This window comes from Methanomicrobiales archaeon HGW-Methanomicrobiales-1, from assembly GCA_002839675.1.
GTDB lineage: Archaea > Halobacteriota > Methanomicrobia > Methanomicrobiales > Methanospirillaceae > Methanoregula.
On sequence record PGYM01000001.1, the window covers coordinates 157085 to 173814 of the forward strand.

Consider the following 16730-nt stretch of genomic DNA (forward strand, 5'->3'; position numbering starts at 1 on the left):
AAATCCGGGCGTGACTTTACCCGTCTGTGGGAAGCGATGCAGCAAACTCCCGCACCTTTGCTGATGCCCCGTCTTGGAGCGGTACGCCGTGACCGGGGAGCAGGAGATCGAAATCGAGAGCAGCAATCTTCCGGATCGACTGGCGCGAACCGTTAAGGTCCAGGGTAAACGGAGCCGGGCCTTCGGCAAGGGCAGTCCCGTTGTACCTTAGAATATCCCCGGCAAAGAGCGTTTTTGTCCGCTCATCGTACAGCCCGATGCTCCCGGGAGTATGTCCGGGAATATGGATGCACTGGAGCCCGTCAACCCGGTCCCCGTCGTTTAACCGTATATCTATGGAAAAGAGGCCGGGATGCATGATCGCACCAGCGAACCGCAGCAGAAGACCCCGGATTCCCGGATATACCGGTTGGGGAATCTGTCCGGATACATACCCTGCATCTTCTTTTCCTATCGCAACCTTTGCACCCGGTGCAGCATTTTTCAGGGTTGCCACTCCCCCGATATGGTCCATATGGAAATGGGTGATGACAATGGTTTTGATCTCCGATGGCTCCCGGTACAGCGTATTTTGTATATAGGAAATGATTTTCTTCCCGCTGCCGGCCGGCAGGCCGGTATCGATCACCGTGAGGCCATCGCGGACAAGGATATAACAATTGGCGTTGACCCCGTCCACCTGGTGAATACCCGTTACGATCTCCATACGATTCCTGAAACAGGTATAGGTTATTTATCTGGTATGAGTGTTGCCTTTCCCGTAATCCCAACGGATCTATGATACGATTCCTATAACCCGGTCAAGTCCCCGGTTCTTGTATATCCCCCTGTGCGGACAAAAACCTGCGAAACATTATTGAGGATCGAACCTGACAGTCAGTATACCTGTACTGCAGGGAGATCCAGCAAGAAGGGATTTTGAGTGATGGATACCGGTAAAGCCAGTTCACGGGGAACCGTGAAATACGCAGGGGAGCGCGATATCAGCTCCTTTGCACAGGTTGGTGTTACATGAAACGGAGCTGCGTGATCGGTACATGAATCATCCGGCTTCCTCGTCATTACTGTTGACAGAAACGTGGTGGAAGGGCATTATCCTTGCGCTTTCAGCAGCAGTCATCCTCTTTACTATCTGGTGCCTGGCTAACGGGATCACCACCATCTTCATGCACCTCTATTATTTCCCCATTGTTCTCCTTGCTTATCGTTACCGCTGGAAAGGATGCGGTCTTGCCACGCTCCTTGGCCTTGCCTATCTTGGCCTTGTCATCATTTTCGAACCCGGGCAGCCGGATGTTATCCTGGGTGCATTATACCGGTTCTTTGTTTTTGTGGGTATCGCTGCGGTTGTGGCGTACCTCTCAGAGCGCCTTATCGAGGCCCGGAATGCCCGGCATCAGTCCACCGAACTCCGGGAGCGATATCTTTCCCTTGCACCGGCGATCATCCTCGCTCTTGACCGGAACGGGGTGATAACCTACCTCAATGAGAACGGCGGAAAAATCCTTGAGTATCTCCCCGAAGAGGTTGTCGGGAAATCCTGGGCTGACCAGTTCCTGCCGGAAAAAGACCGGGAACGGGTGAACCGTGTATTTTCACAGATGATTGCCGGTGTGGTTGAACCCAACCGGGTTATCGAGAATACGGTACTGGCCCGTGGCGGTACCGGGAAGATCATCCGGTGGCATAACACCGTTATGCACGATGAGAGTGGGGCCATTACGGGAGTGCTTGGGTTTGGTGAGGATATCACCGAGGAGAAATGGGCGCAGGATGCTCTTCAAGAGATGCAGCAGTTCCAGGAGAACGTAATTGCCAACGCGAATGTCTGGATCTCGGTGCTCGATCCGGACGGCATCCTCCTTGTCTGGAACGATGCTGCCGAGGCGATCAGCGGGTACAAGAAAAGGGATGTGCTGGGAAAGAAGACCGTTTGGAGGCAACTCTACCCGGATGCAACATACCGCCGGAAAGTGACCGGGGATATTCAGCGGGTTATCGGGCGGGACGTGTTTTTAGAGAACTTTGAGACCGAGATCCAGTGTGCAGACCAGACAAAAAAGACCATTGTCTGGAATACCCGGGCACTGCATGATAATCACGGGGTCATCACCAGCTATATCGCGATAGGCCGTGATGTTACGGCGCAGAGATCAGCCGAGCTCCGTGCCGGGGAAAGCTCGCGCTTCCTTGCCGCCATGATCGACACGCTTCCCATCCCGATCTTCTTCAAGGACACCACCGGGAAATACCTGGGCTGCAATCCCCCGTTTGCAGAGTATATCGGGAGCAGCTGTGACAGTCTCATCGGGAAGACCGCCTATGATATCTCGCCAAAGGACCTTGCAGACAAATACACCGCGGCCGATCGGGAGGTATTTGACAATCCTGTTTCCCAGCGCTACGAGACCCAGGTGCAGTATGCGGATGGTTCCCGCCGTGACGTCATCTTTTACAAAGCCCCGTTTTTCAACAAAGACGGCTCCCTGGGTGGGTTGATCGGTGCCTTCCTTGATATTACGGATCGCAAGCGTATGGAGATCGCGCTGAAGGAGAGCGAGTCATTCAACCGTGGTCTCGTGGAGAACCTGCCGGATTATATTGCTGTGTACGGCTTGGACGGCAATCTCCTTTACGTGAACCCTGCGTCGGCGAAGGGGTTGGGGTATGATGCAGGTACGCTGGTTGGCACCCACGTGCTTTCGTATGTGGCAAAAGAGTATCACGAAACGGTCATTGCCAAAATGACTGCCCGCCAGAAAGGAGGGGACACCTCGCCTTATGAGATCGAGATGATCACCAAAAACGGCCCACGGAGATCGGTGATTGTAAAAGCTACCGATATACAATACCAGAATAATCCCGCCATTCTCCTCCTCCTCATCGATATCACGGATCGCAAACAGGCAGAACAGTCATTGCGCGAGAGCGAAGTGAAATACCGTGCGTTCTTTACCACGTCGCGGGACTGCGTTTTTATCACTACCCTGGATGGCAGGTGGGTGGATTTCAATGATACGGCAGTTGAATTACTTGGTTATGAAAGCAGGGAAGATCTGTTCAAGACAAAAATTTCCCAGATATATGCAAATTCTGACGAAAGGGACGCACATATCCGGTATATTCGCGAAAAAGGATTTTCGGTTGAATATCCTGTGGATTTAAAGAAAAAAGACGGAACCATACTCAATACACTCATCACCACGGTTGAACGGAAAGACGCAGCCGGTAATACTATTGGTTTCCAGGGCTCAATACGGGATATTACCGGGACGAAAGCAATCCAGGATCGCATCAAAGAGCTGCTTCACTTACAAGAAGAGCAGCTGAGGATTATCAATACCAGCCCGGCGGTTGCGTTCCTCTGGAAAGCAGAAGAGAACTGGCCTGTCGAAATGGTGAGCAGCAATATTTCCCAGTTCGGGTATTCTGTTGATGATTTTGTATCGGGCAGGGTGCCATTCAGCTCTATCATTCATCCTGAGGATCTTGAGCGGGTAGCTGCAGAAGTAGAAAATAACAGTAAAAATATTATCGACGAATTCAGTCAAATCTACCGGATTTTAGGAAAAGACGGCGTGGAGCATTGGATACATGACTATACTCATATCCGCCGTGATAATGAGGGAATTATCACCCATTACGAAGGTATCATTCTTGATATCACCGATCGCAAGCTCGCTCAGGAGGCGCTGCGCTCCAGCGAAGAAAGGTTCCGCGGTATCACCGAGAGAATCTTCGATTTGATCATCATCGTAGATCCGGAAGGATACCCAACGTTTGTTTCGCCTTCCGTTACCTCTATTCTCGGACGTCCACCGGAAGAGTTTATCGGGAAAAGGGCGGGCCCGGACATTATTCCGGCAGAAGATCTCATGAAGATAGCGCAGGCAATGGAGAGGCTGAAAAACGGAAGCGCAAAAGAGCAGGTCGAGTTCCGGATGCTGAAAGGCGATGGATCCCTCGCTGTTTTTGAAGGTTCCGGTATTCCTGTTTTCACCCACGGGGTATATGCCGGAGTCCAGGTAGTTGCACACGATATCTCCGAGCGAAAACGTGCAGAAGATGCCCTGCGGGAGAATGAAGCCTATATCAAGGCGGTCATGGACAGCCTCCCGATCGGGGTTGCCGTAAACTCAGTCGATCCCGCGGTAACGTTTACCTACATGAACGACAATTTCGCAAAATTTTACCGGACAACACGCGAGGCACTTGCCCGGCCGGATGCTTTCTGGGACGTGGTTTATGAGGATCCGGTCCTCCGGGAAACGATGAAAAAGAAAGTGCTCGACGACTGCGCCAGTGGCGATCTTGAACGTATGAACTGGCCCGATATCCCGATCACCCGTAAGGGAGAAGAGACTACGTTTGTTATTGCGAGAAATGTTCCGGTTCCTGATAAAAAAATTATGATATCAACCGTGTGGGATGTCACCTACCGGAAAAAAGTGGAAGAACTGCTCCGCCAGAACCAGATGCTGCTGGCAAATGCCATGGATCTCGCCTTAATCGTGAACTGGGTGTTCGATGTGGGGACCGGGGAGTTTACCTTCGATGACCGGTTCTACGCCCTGTATGGTACCACTGCAGAACGGGAAGGAGGCTACCGGATGTCTGCGGAGACCTATGCCCGTGAATTTGTCCATCCCGACGACGTTAGTACGGTTGGTGCGGAGATCCAAAAATTACTGGCAACAAAAGATCCCCTCTACCGTGGCCAGATGGAACACCGGATCATCCGGCGTGACGGGGAGATCCGGATGATTATTGCGCGGTATGCCCCAATCCTGAATGCACAGGGAAACGTGTTCAGGACTTTTGGTGCGAACCAGGATATCACCGAGCGCAAGCGGGTGGAAGAGGCATTGCGGGATAGTGAAGAGAAATTCCGGATGATCTTTGAAAATTCCAATGATGCGATTCTCTTAATGGGAGTCCTGGAGAACGGGATGATTGGCCGGATTATCGATGTGAACGATATGGTCGTCAAACAGACCGGCTATACCAAAGAAGAACTCCTGTCCGGAACTTCTGCCTTAATCGACTCTCCTGATATCATCCGGAAGCTGCCATCGATCTTAGCAGAACTGCCCATAAAAAAATATGCCACCTTTGAAAGTGAAGTGGTCAGGAAAGATGGCACGCTCCTGCCCATAGAGACGAGTATCCGGCTCATTAAAATCAAAGGTCAGCCCTGCGTCATTTCCATGGCCCGGGACATTACCGATCGTAAACGGGCTGAAGAAGCGCTTCACGAGTCCCGGCAGTTATTCTCGGATATTATCCGTTTCCTTCCGGATCCAACATTTGTCATCGACAATGACGGGAAGGTGCTTGCCTGGAACCGGGCCCTTGAAGAACTCAGCGGCGTGCCTGCCGGAGAGATCATCGGTAAAGGCGACCACGAGTACAGTCTCTGGCAGTATGGGAAACGTCGTTCGATCCTTATCGATCTGGTTCTCCACCCGGACCAGGACGCCGCCAGGATGAATTATACCCATATTCATTCGGAGGACAACACCGTCACTGCCCAGGCTGAGATTACTGTACCCGAAAACGGGCACAGGATACCCGTCTCGCTTGTTGCATCCCCGCTTGTCGATGCACAGGGAAAGATCACCGGCGCGATCGAATCCCTGCGGGATATCTCCCGTATCCGGGAAACAGAGGCTGATCTGGCCCGGATGAACCGGGATCTTGAACAGATCGTTAAGGACCGGACCCGGTTGCTGGAAGATGAAGTTGCCCAGCGCATACGTGCCGAACAGGATGTACAGAAAGCGCTCAGTTACACCCGGTCGGTTATCGAATCAAACCCTGACCTCGTGACAGTCCTCGACGAGAATGGTATTATCCTGGATGTCAATGCCACCGGTGAAATCATGACCGGTATGCCCAAAGAAACGCTGATCGGAATGTCGTATATCAGCCTTCTCGTTGACGATGGGAATATCTTAAATGCATTTTCAAAACTCCTTTCGGAAGGCAAGATCGAGTATGTTATCCAGGTCCGGAGAACCGATGGCCATGTCACTCCCCTGTCCGTGCACGCCTCGGTCATTAAGGGGATGGACGGGGGAAAAGACCGGATTATCGTTGCCGCCCATGATATTACCCGCCAGAAACAGGATGAGGAATCGATTCGGGCGTCACTGGAAGAAAAAGTCCTGCTGCTGCGGGAGATCCATCACCGGGTAAAAAACAATCTCCAGATCATCATCAGCTTAACCAACCTCCAGATGCGCCAGACCGATGATCCCGCGGCAAAACAGATCATGGCCGAAACGCAGAACCGCGTGAGGGCAATGTCTTTGGTCCACGAGAAACTCTACCGCTCTGACAGTCTCTCCCGGATCGACTTTGCCGATTATACCCGGTTCCTTGCAACCCAGCTCTTTTCCTATTACGGCATGGATACGCAGAGAGTGCAGCTGGACATGTCCATGGGAAAGATCATGGTGGACATCAATGCGGCTGTTCCCCTCGGCCTGCTCATGAATGAGCTCGTCTCCAATGCCCTCAAGCATGCCTTCCCGGACGAGAGGAAAGGAACGATCCGTATCAGTGGCGGTGACACCGGGGATCTTATCACCCTGGCTGTACAGGATGATGGCATCGGGATGCCGGCAGATCTTGACTGGAAAAACACCACCTCGCTGGGTATGCGCCTGGTGACCAGTCTTGTCGACCAGGTAGACGGAACCATCACACTGGACAGCAACGAGGGAACAACCTTTACCGTTACGCTGAAAAGAAAACCCGAATCTTAACGGGTTTCCCGGGGAACAGACCTCTTTTCCCCCTGCCTCATCTGGAGAACGTGTACGGCGAAGTATTCTGCTCTTTTTGTGGTTAAGGAAGGCAAAAAGGAATATCTAAATCCTTATAAAAAAAGGCAATAATAGCCATTTATATTCGTATTTCCGTGTGTTCCCATGAACCTGCGAATGAAATTACTCCTGGGTATCGGCATTGCGCTCATGGTCTCGTTTACCCTTGTGGCCGTCTTTTCGTATATTTCCCTGGAGCAGAGTTACCGAACGCTCGAAAAGCAGGAAGTCCAGAATACCCTGGAAAATGCGGTCAGCTCTCTTGAGAGCGATATGAAACACACGTACTCGGTCAACCGCGATTATGCCGCCTGGACGGATACCTACCTTTTTGTTGAAGGCCAGAATCCCGGCTGGGTTGACCATAATGCCGGGAGCGATTTCTTTACCCGGTTCGATCTTGATTACGTGCTGCTCTTCAACGGCTCAAATACGTTCGTGTTCGGAAGAGGGTATAATGCGAGTTCGCAGATGATCGAGATGGTGCCGGCACCGCTCAAAAGCGATCTCCAGGACCTCAACAGGGCGGAGAATAATGTTACTTCAACGGAAGGCACGTACGGGATTCTTGACAGCCCGGCCGGCCTTTTCATCTTTTCGTCTCACCCGGTGCTCAATGATGGTTTCAAAGGGCCTGCTGCCGGGAGGCTGTACATCCTGCGCAGTATCGACAGCCGTTACCTTGCGGCTCTCGCCACCCGTGAGGGATACCAGGTAACCCTGATTACGCCGCAGGAGATCGCAACGGATCCTTCCCTTGCCCGTGCGGTAGCCCAGATTACCCCTGAATCTCCCGTAGTGGTCGTCCCGGAGGATGCCGATACTGTGACGGGGTACGTCCATGTCGAAGATATGCGGAACCCGGGCGGTTTTTATGTCAGGATCACCGGGCCCCGGACAACCTATCATATCGGGCAGGACACCCTCTTCGTTTTCCTCGCAAGCCTGCTGGGTGCGGGTATATTCATCATCCTGTTTGTCCTGCTGTTCATTGACCGGATCGTTCTCTCCCGCCTCAACGCGGTCATCAGTACCGTGCGAAAGAACGGCGAGAACGGGCATGATGCCGTTTTACCCGGTGACACGGGTGAGGATGAACTATCCCGGCTTGTGCAGGAGATCGATCCGGTATTTTCCCAGCTTGCCGAGTCCCGGAACGAACTGAAGCAGAGTGAGGAACGCTACCGTACCCTCATCGACCAGTTGCCGGATTACGTGGTTGTCCATCGCGACGGGATCTTACTCTATGTCAACCCGGTAGCGGCTTCGTATTTTGGTTACGAACCCGCAGAACTCATCGGCAAACCGGTTCTCCCGTTCATAGCACCGGAGTATCATGATACAATACGGCAGGCGATTCCGAAGCGGATGACGGGAGAGAAATTTCCCTCCTACGAGATAGAGATTGCAGCACGGGATGGGACGTACCACACGGTCCTGGTCAATGGCGCTGTCATCAAATACGAGGGCAGACCAGCAAGCCTGAATGTCCTGACGGATATTACCACATTAAAGCAGGCTGAGGAGACTATACGGTTAGCAAACGAGACCCTGGAAAAAAGGGTAACAGAACGGACCCGGGCCCTGAGCATGGCCAACCTGCAGCTGACTGCCGAGATTTCGGCACGGAACTTTGCCGAGCAGCAGATCACCCGATCGCTGGCAGAAAAAGACCTCCTGCTCCGCGAGATCCACCACCGGGTGAAGAACAATCTCCAGATCATTGCAAGTCTTTTGAATCTCCAGTCCCGGTATATCACCGATCCCAAGGTCTTAGAAACGTTACGGGACAGCCAGAGCCGGGTACGGGCCATGGCCCTTGTGCACGAGCGGATTTACCGGTCTGAAAATATTGGAGAGATCAATGTCATGGAGTACCTGGACTACCTGGCAAAGCAGATCTTCAGGTTATACTCCCTCCATCCGAACAGGATTACCATTACGGTGACCCCGGCAGACCCCATGGCCAATATCGATACGGTGATTCCCATCGGGCTTATCATGAACGAACTGCTGTCCAATTCGCTCAAACATGCCTTCCTTGATGGACGGGAAGGCAAAGTCTCCATCGAATGTACCCCGCATGGTGCAGACAGGCTCCGGTTCGTGTATCACGACAACGGGATCGGTATACCTGAAGGGTTTGACTGGACGAACACCGAATCCCTTGGTCTCCGGCTGGTAAATGACCTCGTCAGCCAGTTAAACGGCACCATTGTGCTTGGCGCGGGAGACGGAACGACCTTTATTATCGAGATCCAGAAAACCCCTGCCGGTAAAAGCAGTTCCTCTTAACCTCAGGGGGAACAACCGCACCGGTTGTAAAAAAATTATCGTGTTTCCGGCACCTCTCCCATCAAGAGAGAACGACAATTACCGTTCCGGCCAGATAAATCGAGTATTTTATATCGGAACTGTTATCTATTCTACCAGATGAACGATTACGTATAAGGAGCATGATGGATAAATTGGCAATATTTATCGTAGAAGATGAAGCGATTGTAGCCAATGATATCAAGGAGACCCTAAAAAGCCTGGAATACGATGTTGCGGGTATTGCAAAATCCGGAGAGATCGCCATGGAAAAGATCAAAGAACTCCATCCCGCACTCGTGCTCATGGATATCCACCTTGCCACCTCCATGGACGGGGTCGAGGCCGCCGGAAAGATCCATGTGCTCTATGATATCCCGGTCATCTATCTCACCGCCTATGCCGACAAGGCCCTGCTCGAACGGGCCAAGGTGACCGAACCGTACGGGTATGTTATCAAACCCTATGATGAGCGGGAACTCCACTCGGTGATCGAGATGGCGCTCTACAAGCACCGGATCGAGCACGAGATCAAGAAACGCGATGCAATCCTCTTTGCGGTGAGCTCAGCGGTTGAATGGCTGCTCCGTATCTCCCGCGATGAATGCTCGATTCCCCGTATTTTTGAATCCTCGGATATCCGGGATATCCTCGAGCCTATCGGCCTTGCACTGGATGCCGGCGCAATCGGGATCTTCAAGGCAGATACCGATACATCGGGTCAGGAAACACTCAGCCTCATCTATGAATGGATATGCCCGGTGTACAAATCCAACCTCTTTAATTCGGAACTGAAAAATTTTAAATTTGCTGACCTGAACCTTTCCCGATGGCGTGACCTGCTGGTGAAAGGCGATGTGATATCAGACACGCTCTCTACCCTTCCTGAAGATGAGAAACGGTTTTTTGAGCTTCTCCGGGTAAAGTCCGGAGTTGTCCTTCCGATTTTCATCCGGGACAACTTCTGGGGTTTTATCGGGTTTTTCGATAAGGCCGAAATAACCCGGTCACCGGATGAGGTAGAAGCGCTGCGCATCACGACAAACCTGCTCGGGGCGGCGATGGGGTACCGGTAAGATCCCTGCAGGGTATGCCGGCAATTTTTTTTGAGATGCATCAATCGTGCAAATGATTTTAAAGTTACCCTGATATGTCTTGGTATACGGTGGAAAAGACCACTTTTGTCCCATTTGAATACCTGAAAATGTGGCATTTACCAACTCTTTCTGAATTGAACCAGAGAACGGAGTAAGCAGGACAACGAGGAACCTATGACCGAGAAAAAACCAGGACATATCGGATGTATTGAAGCGGGAATACTGGAAAATGCCCTTGTCATTGTTGCAGTTCTTGACCCGAAAGGAACGGTCCTTGCATGGAATCATGCTGCCGAGACGATCACCGGCTATTCCAAAAAGGATGTTATCGGTACTACCTCCATCTGGAGGCACCTGTACCCGGACAAAGCCTACCGTGAAAGTGTTAACAGCAGGCTGGCAGAAATTCTTGCAAAAAAGAATTATTTCGAAAATTTTGAGACAATGATCCGCACCCATTCCGGGGCACACCGGGTTATCCTCTGGAACACCAAGGAAGTTGAACTGGATGGGATGAAGCATGTAATAGCCATTGGACAGGACTTCACCCATATCCGGGAACTCGATTCCTTCCGGGAGAGTGTCATCGACAGTGCCAATGTCCTGATCACGGTGCTTGACGATAAGGGCAAGGTAGTGACGTGGAACAAGGCCGCAGAGGAGATCACCGGCTATTCCCCTTCTGAAGCGATCGGCGGGTACGGGATCTGGAAATTGCTCTACCCGGATGAGGATTACCGGGAGACCGTAACCCGGCAGATAAAAGAGGTCATTTCGGCACAGCAGCATTTTTCAAACCTTGAGACCCGGGTCACGACCAAAACCAGCGGGAAGAAGGTCATCTCGTGGAACACCCGCCAGATCAACATCGGCGGTGTGAAGCACGTGATCTCTATCGGTGTCGATATCACCGAACAGCGCATTGCCGAAGAGGCGCTCGTGGCCTACATGACCGAGATGGCGATGCGGATAAAACAGCCGGTGGAGATCATCCGGGATAATCTCCATGAGGTGGCAGAGCTTTTGCGGGCAGGAAAGATTACGACCGAAGAGACGGCGATGCTGCTTGACGGCCAGGTCAGGAACGCCCGGCAGGTTGCCGCCAATGTGCAGGAATTCCAGCAGGCGATTTTAGAGAAGAACCGGGCGATTCCCGAGGCCTACCGGAAATTCCTTGAGGGTGATTAAGTGGGTGCCATTGTCAGCCGTGAAGACCTGGAGAAAAAACAGATCTTTTTGATCCTTGCAGCGTCTGCAAATATCCGGCAGCGGAATATCGAACTGATCAAGGAGATCTCGGCAAACGGGTATCACACGATCATCGTGACGATAAATTTCCCGTATAACATCCTCTCAAAACTCTATGTGGAGAACGGGGTTGACATATCAACGGTCTCGTTTATCGATGCCGTGACACGGAACTCCATTGGCAGCGCAGAGAATATTCCCGGGGTTGTCCGTTTTGTGAATAACCCGGCTAACCTTACTGACCTTGGTATTGCGGTCACGGAAGTGTTAAAGGATCATTCCGGTAAGAAAGTCTGCATCCTGTACGATTCGGTCAGCACCATGCTCATCTACCTCTCGTCCCAGAACATCTCGAAGTTCATCCATTTCGTTACCAACAAACTCCGGCTCATGGACCTTTCCGGGATATTCCTTGCCGTGGAAAAAGGGCTCGACCCGATGCTCATCAGCCAGCTGACCACGTTTGTGGATACGGTCATCGATACGGAATAATCCAATCCTTCCCCGGGTTGCTGTCCTGGTGAGGGGGAAGGTAACTTTTTTTGCCGGTTTGTCCGGGTTTCACTTATGCGGTGCCGGTATCCTGTGCTATTCAGACCCGGCCGGTTCCCGCCAGAGGAGTGGGACGATATGCAATGCAATAGGGACGAACATGAGTGCCCCTCCCAGTATCTGGATCACCAGATCCCCGGTGCCTAACCCATATACCCAGACAAAAAACCCCGCGATCTGGGGTATTACGCCCGGGAAAAACAGAGTGTCCTGCCAGCTCATTGTTTTAGTTCCCTCCATTTGTGGATCGGGATGATTGTTTATTTTCTCTTTACTATTCCGGTGCTCAATAGGTTTGTGCCGGGGCCGGGTTTGGCGGGATGGAGAATTCTAAAAAATAGTATAATTAAATCTGTTTTAACATTTGTTCAAGGAATACAACTCCTCTCTCTACATTTTCCATGGTTTTTCCCCCGGTAAGGATTATTTTTCCTGATGAAAAGATAAGAACAACAATTTTTGGATCTGCTATACGGTATACTAACCCGGGAAACTGTTCCGGTTCATATTCGATATTTTCCACATTGAGCGTGATAACGACCTTATTGAGGTTAATGTACTTTTTGAGGTCATAGGAACAGACCATATTGGTAATGGCCACACTCGGTTTATCATGGCAGATTACTCCGGCCTCTTTCATTTTCTGGATGAGAACCTTCTGGCCACGGACCAAATCCTCCGGGCTTTTGGCGCCGGTTAATACTACCTTTCCCGAAGAAAATACGAGTACCGCGATTTTGGGGTCCTGAAGGCGTAATACTGCACCGGGAAATCGTTTTTTATTGAGGTCGCAGCTGTCTATTTTGGCAGAGAGCATCTCAAGATCGATCGAATCAGCGACAGATCCCGAAGCAACAATATTTTCGATCTTTGGAGACTGACCTTTTTCTTTATTCATGATGGTTAGATGGGTAGGATGATGGCAAGGTGTTATCGGTCAATTGTTTCCCGGTCTTACCGGCACCGGTAGTTTTGGTCGTTGCGCGATCTGAGAATGGGGGGTCTCTCCCTTTTTTTGAGGGGGGGAGGGGGGGCTGTATACCCCCTCTCATTTTTTGGAGAGGGGGAGGGGGTGGTACCCTGTCTTGGACAAGAGGGGGGGTAGGGTAGGCTGTATACCCCCGCTCATTTTTTGGAGAGGGGGAGGGGGTCCCCCCCACTCGTACGGATGAGAGGGGGTATCCCCCCCTCATAACCCCCCCTCCACAAAAACCCCTCTCCGGCGTGACTCCACAAGATGCCGTGGCCCGGTGCCTGCACCCGGAGGGGGGGAGGTACCCTGTCTTTGTGCAGACAAGGGGGGAGGGGGTCCCCCCCTCACTTTTTGGAGAGGGGGTGGGTATACCCCCCCTCGTTTTTTTGACAGGGGGGTAGGGTACCCCCTCTCGTACTTTTGAGTGGGGGGTACCCCCCTCCGGGATCGGGCTGAGGGGAAGGCCCCTGCGTCGTGACTCCAGCGGAAACCGTGGCGGGGCACGTGCAGGGAAGGGGGGGTGGTACCCTGTCTTTGGCAAGAGGGGGTGTGTGGTGGGGTGGATACCCCCCCTCGGGTTTTGGAGAGGGGGGTGGGGGACCCCCCCGCTTGGGGTTTGGAGTGTGGGGACCTCCCCTCCCGGAATTTTGGGTGAGGGAATGGATCTATATGCGAAGCGGGAGTTGAATCGATGCAACCTGAAGGGGTGGAATGATGTATTTTGTCAAACCAAGGGGTCAACACTTTCACTTCACATGCCCTCATGTTTATTATGGTGAGATTTAAATGAAAATCAGAAATGAATTCCCGCGAGCATATTTTCATCGGAATTATCGCATTTTTCATGTATGCTTATTTTATCGGTAACATTGTCAGTTCAATAAACAATGCGTTGATTTGGGGAGCAGCAGCAGTTGTAATTGGTTCGATTATTCCCGATTTTATTGAACCTGCTACCAGTTACCGGCACCGGGGATTCTTCCATAGTTTCGGGACATTAGTTGTCATTTTTTGCCTGTTCGGTTTAACAGCACTGATTGCTCTCGGTATCGCATTCTTTTCAGAATTTTCAGCTTTCTATCTGGCATCGTGCTTTTTCCTTGGGTATCTGTTCCACTTGTTAGCAGATTCAATAACTCCGATGGGATTGCCGCGGTAGGGGATGACTGATATGAATAGAAGAGAATGTTCTCGAATTTTTATACCTACTGCTTTTATCGTCATAAAATATAAAGCAAAATTACATGGATAAAAACAATTTAATTGAATACGAACTTCATGAACAAGATCAATTTGAAAAATATGAATCCATTGTTGATAGAATCCCCAAGTTGGATAGTCCTGTGTTTAATATCTCATGTCCAACACCATCAATTTGGAGTCAGATAGCATTCGCAGGAACTGTCGTTTTTCCCTTAAGTCCAATGAATCAAGCAACTTTTGAAAATGCGTATAATATTTCAATAAATGATATTGCTGAGTTTGTAAAATTTGTTAAAGATACAAATAAAGTCCAATTTGTATTATCAGAGCCCCCCATATCATATGCCGGGCTTGATTACTTAGATCCAATTTTAGAAGAACTCGCACCGCCGGTTTATGCAATGAATAAAAATTATCAAAATACTGCAATGCAGCAAAGTTTTGACCAATCTGAAAAGGATCTTGATTCTATACTCAAAATAGTATTAAGGAAAATCCCAGATCCCTCGATAAAAAGTCATTTCCGTAAGGATTACATTCGGCAATATGCCTTTTTAAAGCATTTCGGTTTTACTGAACTAAGTGAGCAATTTTTTGACACAATACTAATTGATCCAGAATTTGCAACCAAGAACCTCGAATTTGCATATTCTATGTTGGTTCATCCTCTTATTGACCCGTTTAAAGCAAATCCTGTTGTTCCATTAGAGATGATCCAAAACACCAGAACGTTGAATGTATCAACAAAAATCGACCCAAAAAATGTATTTATCCCGGAAGTTGGCAATTTCCTGTTAAAAAAGACAACACAATATCCGGATAGTCTGCATGCGTGCAAATGTGTCATTGCTGATTATAAAAAGAATGATTTATACTCTGTATATTCTGCCTTAAATGAAGCAGTTATTGATAAGAATTCAACAAAAATTATTGAAAATAAAAATGAGTTAGAAGAAATAATGGATAATGTTTGGCATGATACCGCAATACAAGGAAATAAGGCCAAATGTAAATTGGGTGTCGATGTCATTTGTGGAATTGTAGGTTTCAGTATCGGTAGTTTAGGTGGACTTATTGGATCTATTGGGGGTGCAACGGCTGGTTTTGCAGCGTCAAGGGCAACACAATCCCCAGTACTAGATAAGTATGTTGAATCAATTGCAAAAAAAATTGCCAAACCCTATATGGTAAAAATATATGATTTTCAAAAAATTATTCGATAATACAATAACTGTGTTGAGTGATTTAACAACAATTATTAATTGAGATTCTCACTTACATTTTGTCGTAACTCTGGGCTATCAGCGGTTTTGCTTTTTCAAGGTCATTATCTGTTTTTATGACAAGTTCCAGATTGCCCGTTCCCCAATGTCCAATGTCGCTAACATCGCGGGAAAATCCTTTTTCAAGAGTAATCGTGTTGGGATCAATTTTCAGATACACTTTAAGTTCCTTTTTCTGGGGGAAAATTTCAACACATGCAAAATTGTTGATCCGTTTGAAGGCAATGTAATATTTCAGAATTTTTACCTGGACATCATCTCCAAGAGCTTCGGCATATGATTTCAATGACTCATATATATCGCAGAGTTCTGTGTCACAAGAGTCCATTTGCTCTGAAACTGTTTTGTAAATTGTCTCTTTCTTTTCCCCATCTTTTAAAATTGTCAAACCGTTAGAATCTGCATTTTTCACATTGACAAGTTCCAGAAGAAAAAGATCAGGATAATAGTTGCGATATCTGATGAGCTCGATATTGCGATTGATTTGTTGGATTGCATGAATGTCATACTTGGTAAAATCACCAGCAATACATAGTAACCGGGGACTACTCCATTCGATTATATTAGCAATGTCTTTACCGAATTTTTTCTGGACTGCAAGCTCGAACTCTGCTTTATGATCGAGAAGCCAGTCGAGATAGTAAAGACCCTGGTTGATAACATTCTCGTTCATCGCACGCTTGAACTCAATAATCACCGGGCACCCGTTTTCATCTATACCCAATGTATCGATTCGGCCTCCGTGTGTTTTTCCGGTGGAGTATTCCGTTGCCAGAAACCGTACACCCAGAAGATCATTGAGTTGAGATTCCATGAATGACTGGAGAGATCTTTCAATCGAGGATGATGATCCCTGAAGCTCTGAAACGGCCTTGCCGTTTATTTTAAAAAGTCTGATGTCTCCCATATTTACTCCTGAACTGGATTGTGTGGAACTGTAGTTCCTTCAACAATCGCAATCTCTTCTACCGTCAGCCCGTACAACTCGTACACCAGCGCATCGATCGCCGCATCCGCCGCCTCAACCTGCCGGGACAGCAGCGTCTTCTCATGATTGAGGGACTGGTCCATCTCTGGTGATACCATTACTAGTGTGTCACGCTTATGACCGTTAAATATGTTGAAATATATTTCAGTTGGGAATTGATAACCCGACAAAGGAAAAATAACCCTCTTAGTATAGTGCAAAACCACCCGCACCCGGTCCCTATACTATACACATAGATCGCGA

Annotated in this window: 12 protein-coding genes; 7 read left to right on the forward strand and 5 right to left on the reverse strand. The window is 49.5% G+C overall.

Annotation, left to right across the window (positions count from 1 at the left end; translation table 11 throughout):
• Positions 1-16: 16 nt before the first annotated feature.
• Entirely contained in the window at positions 17-706 is a 690-nt protein-coding gene (locus CVV30_00795; GenBank protein ID PKL69944.1) for an MBL fold metallo-hydrolase, read from the reverse strand.
• A gap of 331 nt (positions 707-1037) precedes the next feature.
• On the opposite strand from CVV30_00795, the gene CVV30_00800 reads away from it, so the two are divergent.
• The 5 genes from CVV30_00800 (at position 1038) to CVV30_00820 (ending at position 11980) form a co-directional block, all read left to right on the forward strand.
• A complete protein-coding gene (locus CVV30_00800) occupies positions 1038-6770 on the forward strand; it encodes a hypothetical protein (protein PKL69945.1) in 5733 nt (1910 codons plus the stop codon).
• A gap of 165 nt (positions 6771-6935) precedes the next feature.
• Positions 6936-9125 carry a hypothetical protein gene (locus CVV30_00805; GenBank protein PKL69946.1) on the forward strand — a complete coding sequence of 730 codons (2190 nt, stop codon included), beginning with the start codon at positions 6936-6938 and terminating at the stop codon, positions 9123-9125.
• Positions 9126-9286: 161 nt separating this feature from the next.
• Positions 9287-10219 carry a hypothetical protein gene (locus tag CVV30_00810; protein PKL69947.1) on the forward strand — a complete coding sequence of 311 codons (933 nt, stop codon included), beginning with the start codon at positions 9287-9289 and terminating at the stop codon, positions 10217-10219.
• 195 nt (positions 10220-10414) lie between these two features.
• The gene (locus tag CVV30_00815; GenBank protein ID PKL69948.1) at positions 10415-11428 is read left to right on the forward strand and encodes a hypothetical protein; all 1014 of its coding nucleotides are present in this window, start codon (positions 10415-10417) and stop codon (positions 11426-11428) included.
• Positions 11429-11980, forward strand: a complete 552-nt coding sequence (locus tag CVV30_00820; GenBank protein PKL69949.1) for a hypothetical protein — start codon at positions 11429-11431, stop codon at positions 11978-11980.
• Positions 11981-12076: 96 nt separating this feature from the next.
• On the opposite strand, the gene CVV30_00825 is transcribed toward CVV30_00820, so the two are convergent.
• Both CVV30_00825 and CVV30_00830 read right to left on the reverse strand, forming a co-directional pair.
• Positions 12077-12262 carry a hypothetical protein gene (locus CVV30_00825; protein PKL69950.1) on the reverse strand — a complete coding sequence of 62 codons (186 nt, stop codon included), beginning with the start codon at positions 12260-12262 and terminating at the stop codon, positions 12077-12079.
• 124 nt (positions 12263-12386) lie between these two features.
• Positions 12387-12938 carry a TATA-box-binding protein gene (locus CVV30_00830; protein PKL69951.1) on the reverse strand — a complete coding sequence of 184 codons (552 nt, stop codon included), beginning with the start codon at positions 12936-12938 and terminating at the stop codon, positions 12387-12389.
• An 874-nt stretch (positions 12939-13812) separates the two neighbouring features.
• Between CVV30_00830 and CVV30_00835 the strand changes: the two genes are divergently transcribed.
• Together CVV30_00835 and CVV30_00840 are read left to right on the forward strand one after the other, a co-directional pair.
• Positions 13813-14172 carry a hypothetical protein gene (locus tag CVV30_00835; GenBank protein ID PKL69952.1) on the forward strand — a complete coding sequence of 120 codons (360 nt, stop codon included), beginning with the start codon at positions 13813-13815 and terminating at the stop codon, positions 14170-14172.
• A 265-nt stretch (positions 14173-14437) separates the two neighbouring features.
• On the forward strand, positions 14438-15439 hold the full coding sequence (locus CVV30_00840; protein ID PKL69953.1) for a hypothetical protein: 1002 nt from the start codon (positions 14438-14440) through the stop codon (positions 15437-15439).
• Between the two features lie 52 nt (positions 15440-15491).
• Here CVV30_00840 and CVV30_00845 read toward each other — a convergent pair whose 3' ends face one another.
• Both CVV30_00845 and CVV30_00850 read right to left on the reverse strand, forming a co-directional pair.
• Positions 15492-16406 carry a DUF91 domain-containing protein gene (locus CVV30_00845; protein ID PKL69954.1) on the reverse strand — a complete coding sequence of 305 codons (915 nt, stop codon included), beginning with the start codon at positions 16404-16406 and terminating at the stop codon, positions 15492-15494.
• A 2-nt stretch (positions 16407-16408) separates the two neighbouring features.
• Entirely contained in the window at positions 16409-16693 is a 285-nt protein-coding gene (locus CVV30_00850; GenBank protein PKL69955.1) for a hypothetical protein, read from the reverse strand.
• Between the last annotated feature and the right edge of the window lie 37 nt (positions 16694-16730).

Bases quoted from the DNA above. Each gene is read 5' to 3' on its own strand.
- CVV30_00795 (PKL69944.1), bottom strand. From the start codon at position 706: ATGGAGATCGTAACGGGTATTCACCAGGTGGACGGGGTCAACGCCAAT.
- CVV30_00815 (PKL69948.1), top strand. From the start codon at position 10,415: ATGACCGAGAAAAAACCAGGACATATCGGATGTATTGAAGCGGGAATA.
- CVV30_00835 (PKL69952.1), top strand. From the start codon at position 13,813: ATGAATTCCCGCGAGCATATTTTCATCGGAATTATCGCATTTTTCATG.
- CVV30_00840 (PKL69953.1), top strand. From the start codon at position 14,438: ATGAATCAAGCAACTTTTGAAAATGCGTATAATATTTCAATAAATGAT.
- CVV30_00810 (PKL69947.1), top strand. From the start codon at position 9,287: ATGATGGATAAATTGGCAATATTTATCGTAGAAGATGAAGCGATTGTA.
- CVV30_00830 (PKL69951.1), bottom strand. From the start codon at position 12,938: ATGAATAAAGAAAAAGGTCAGTCTCCAAAGATCGAAAATATTGTTGCT.
- CVV30_00805 (PKL69946.1), top strand. From the start codon at position 6,936: ATGAACCTGCGAATGAAATTACTCCTGGGTATCGGCATTGCGCTCATG.
- CVV30_00800 (PKL69945.1), top strand. From the start codon at position 1,038: ATGAATCATCCGGCTTCCTCGTCATTACTGTTGACAGAAACGTGGTGG.
- CVV30_00825 (PKL69950.1), bottom strand. From the start codon at position 12,262: ATGAGCTGGCAGGACACTCTGTTTTTCCCGGGCGTAATACCCCAGATC.
- CVV30_00845 (PKL69954.1), bottom strand. From the start codon at position 16,406: ATGGGAGACATCAGACTTTTTAAAATAAACGGCAAGGCCGTTTCAGAG.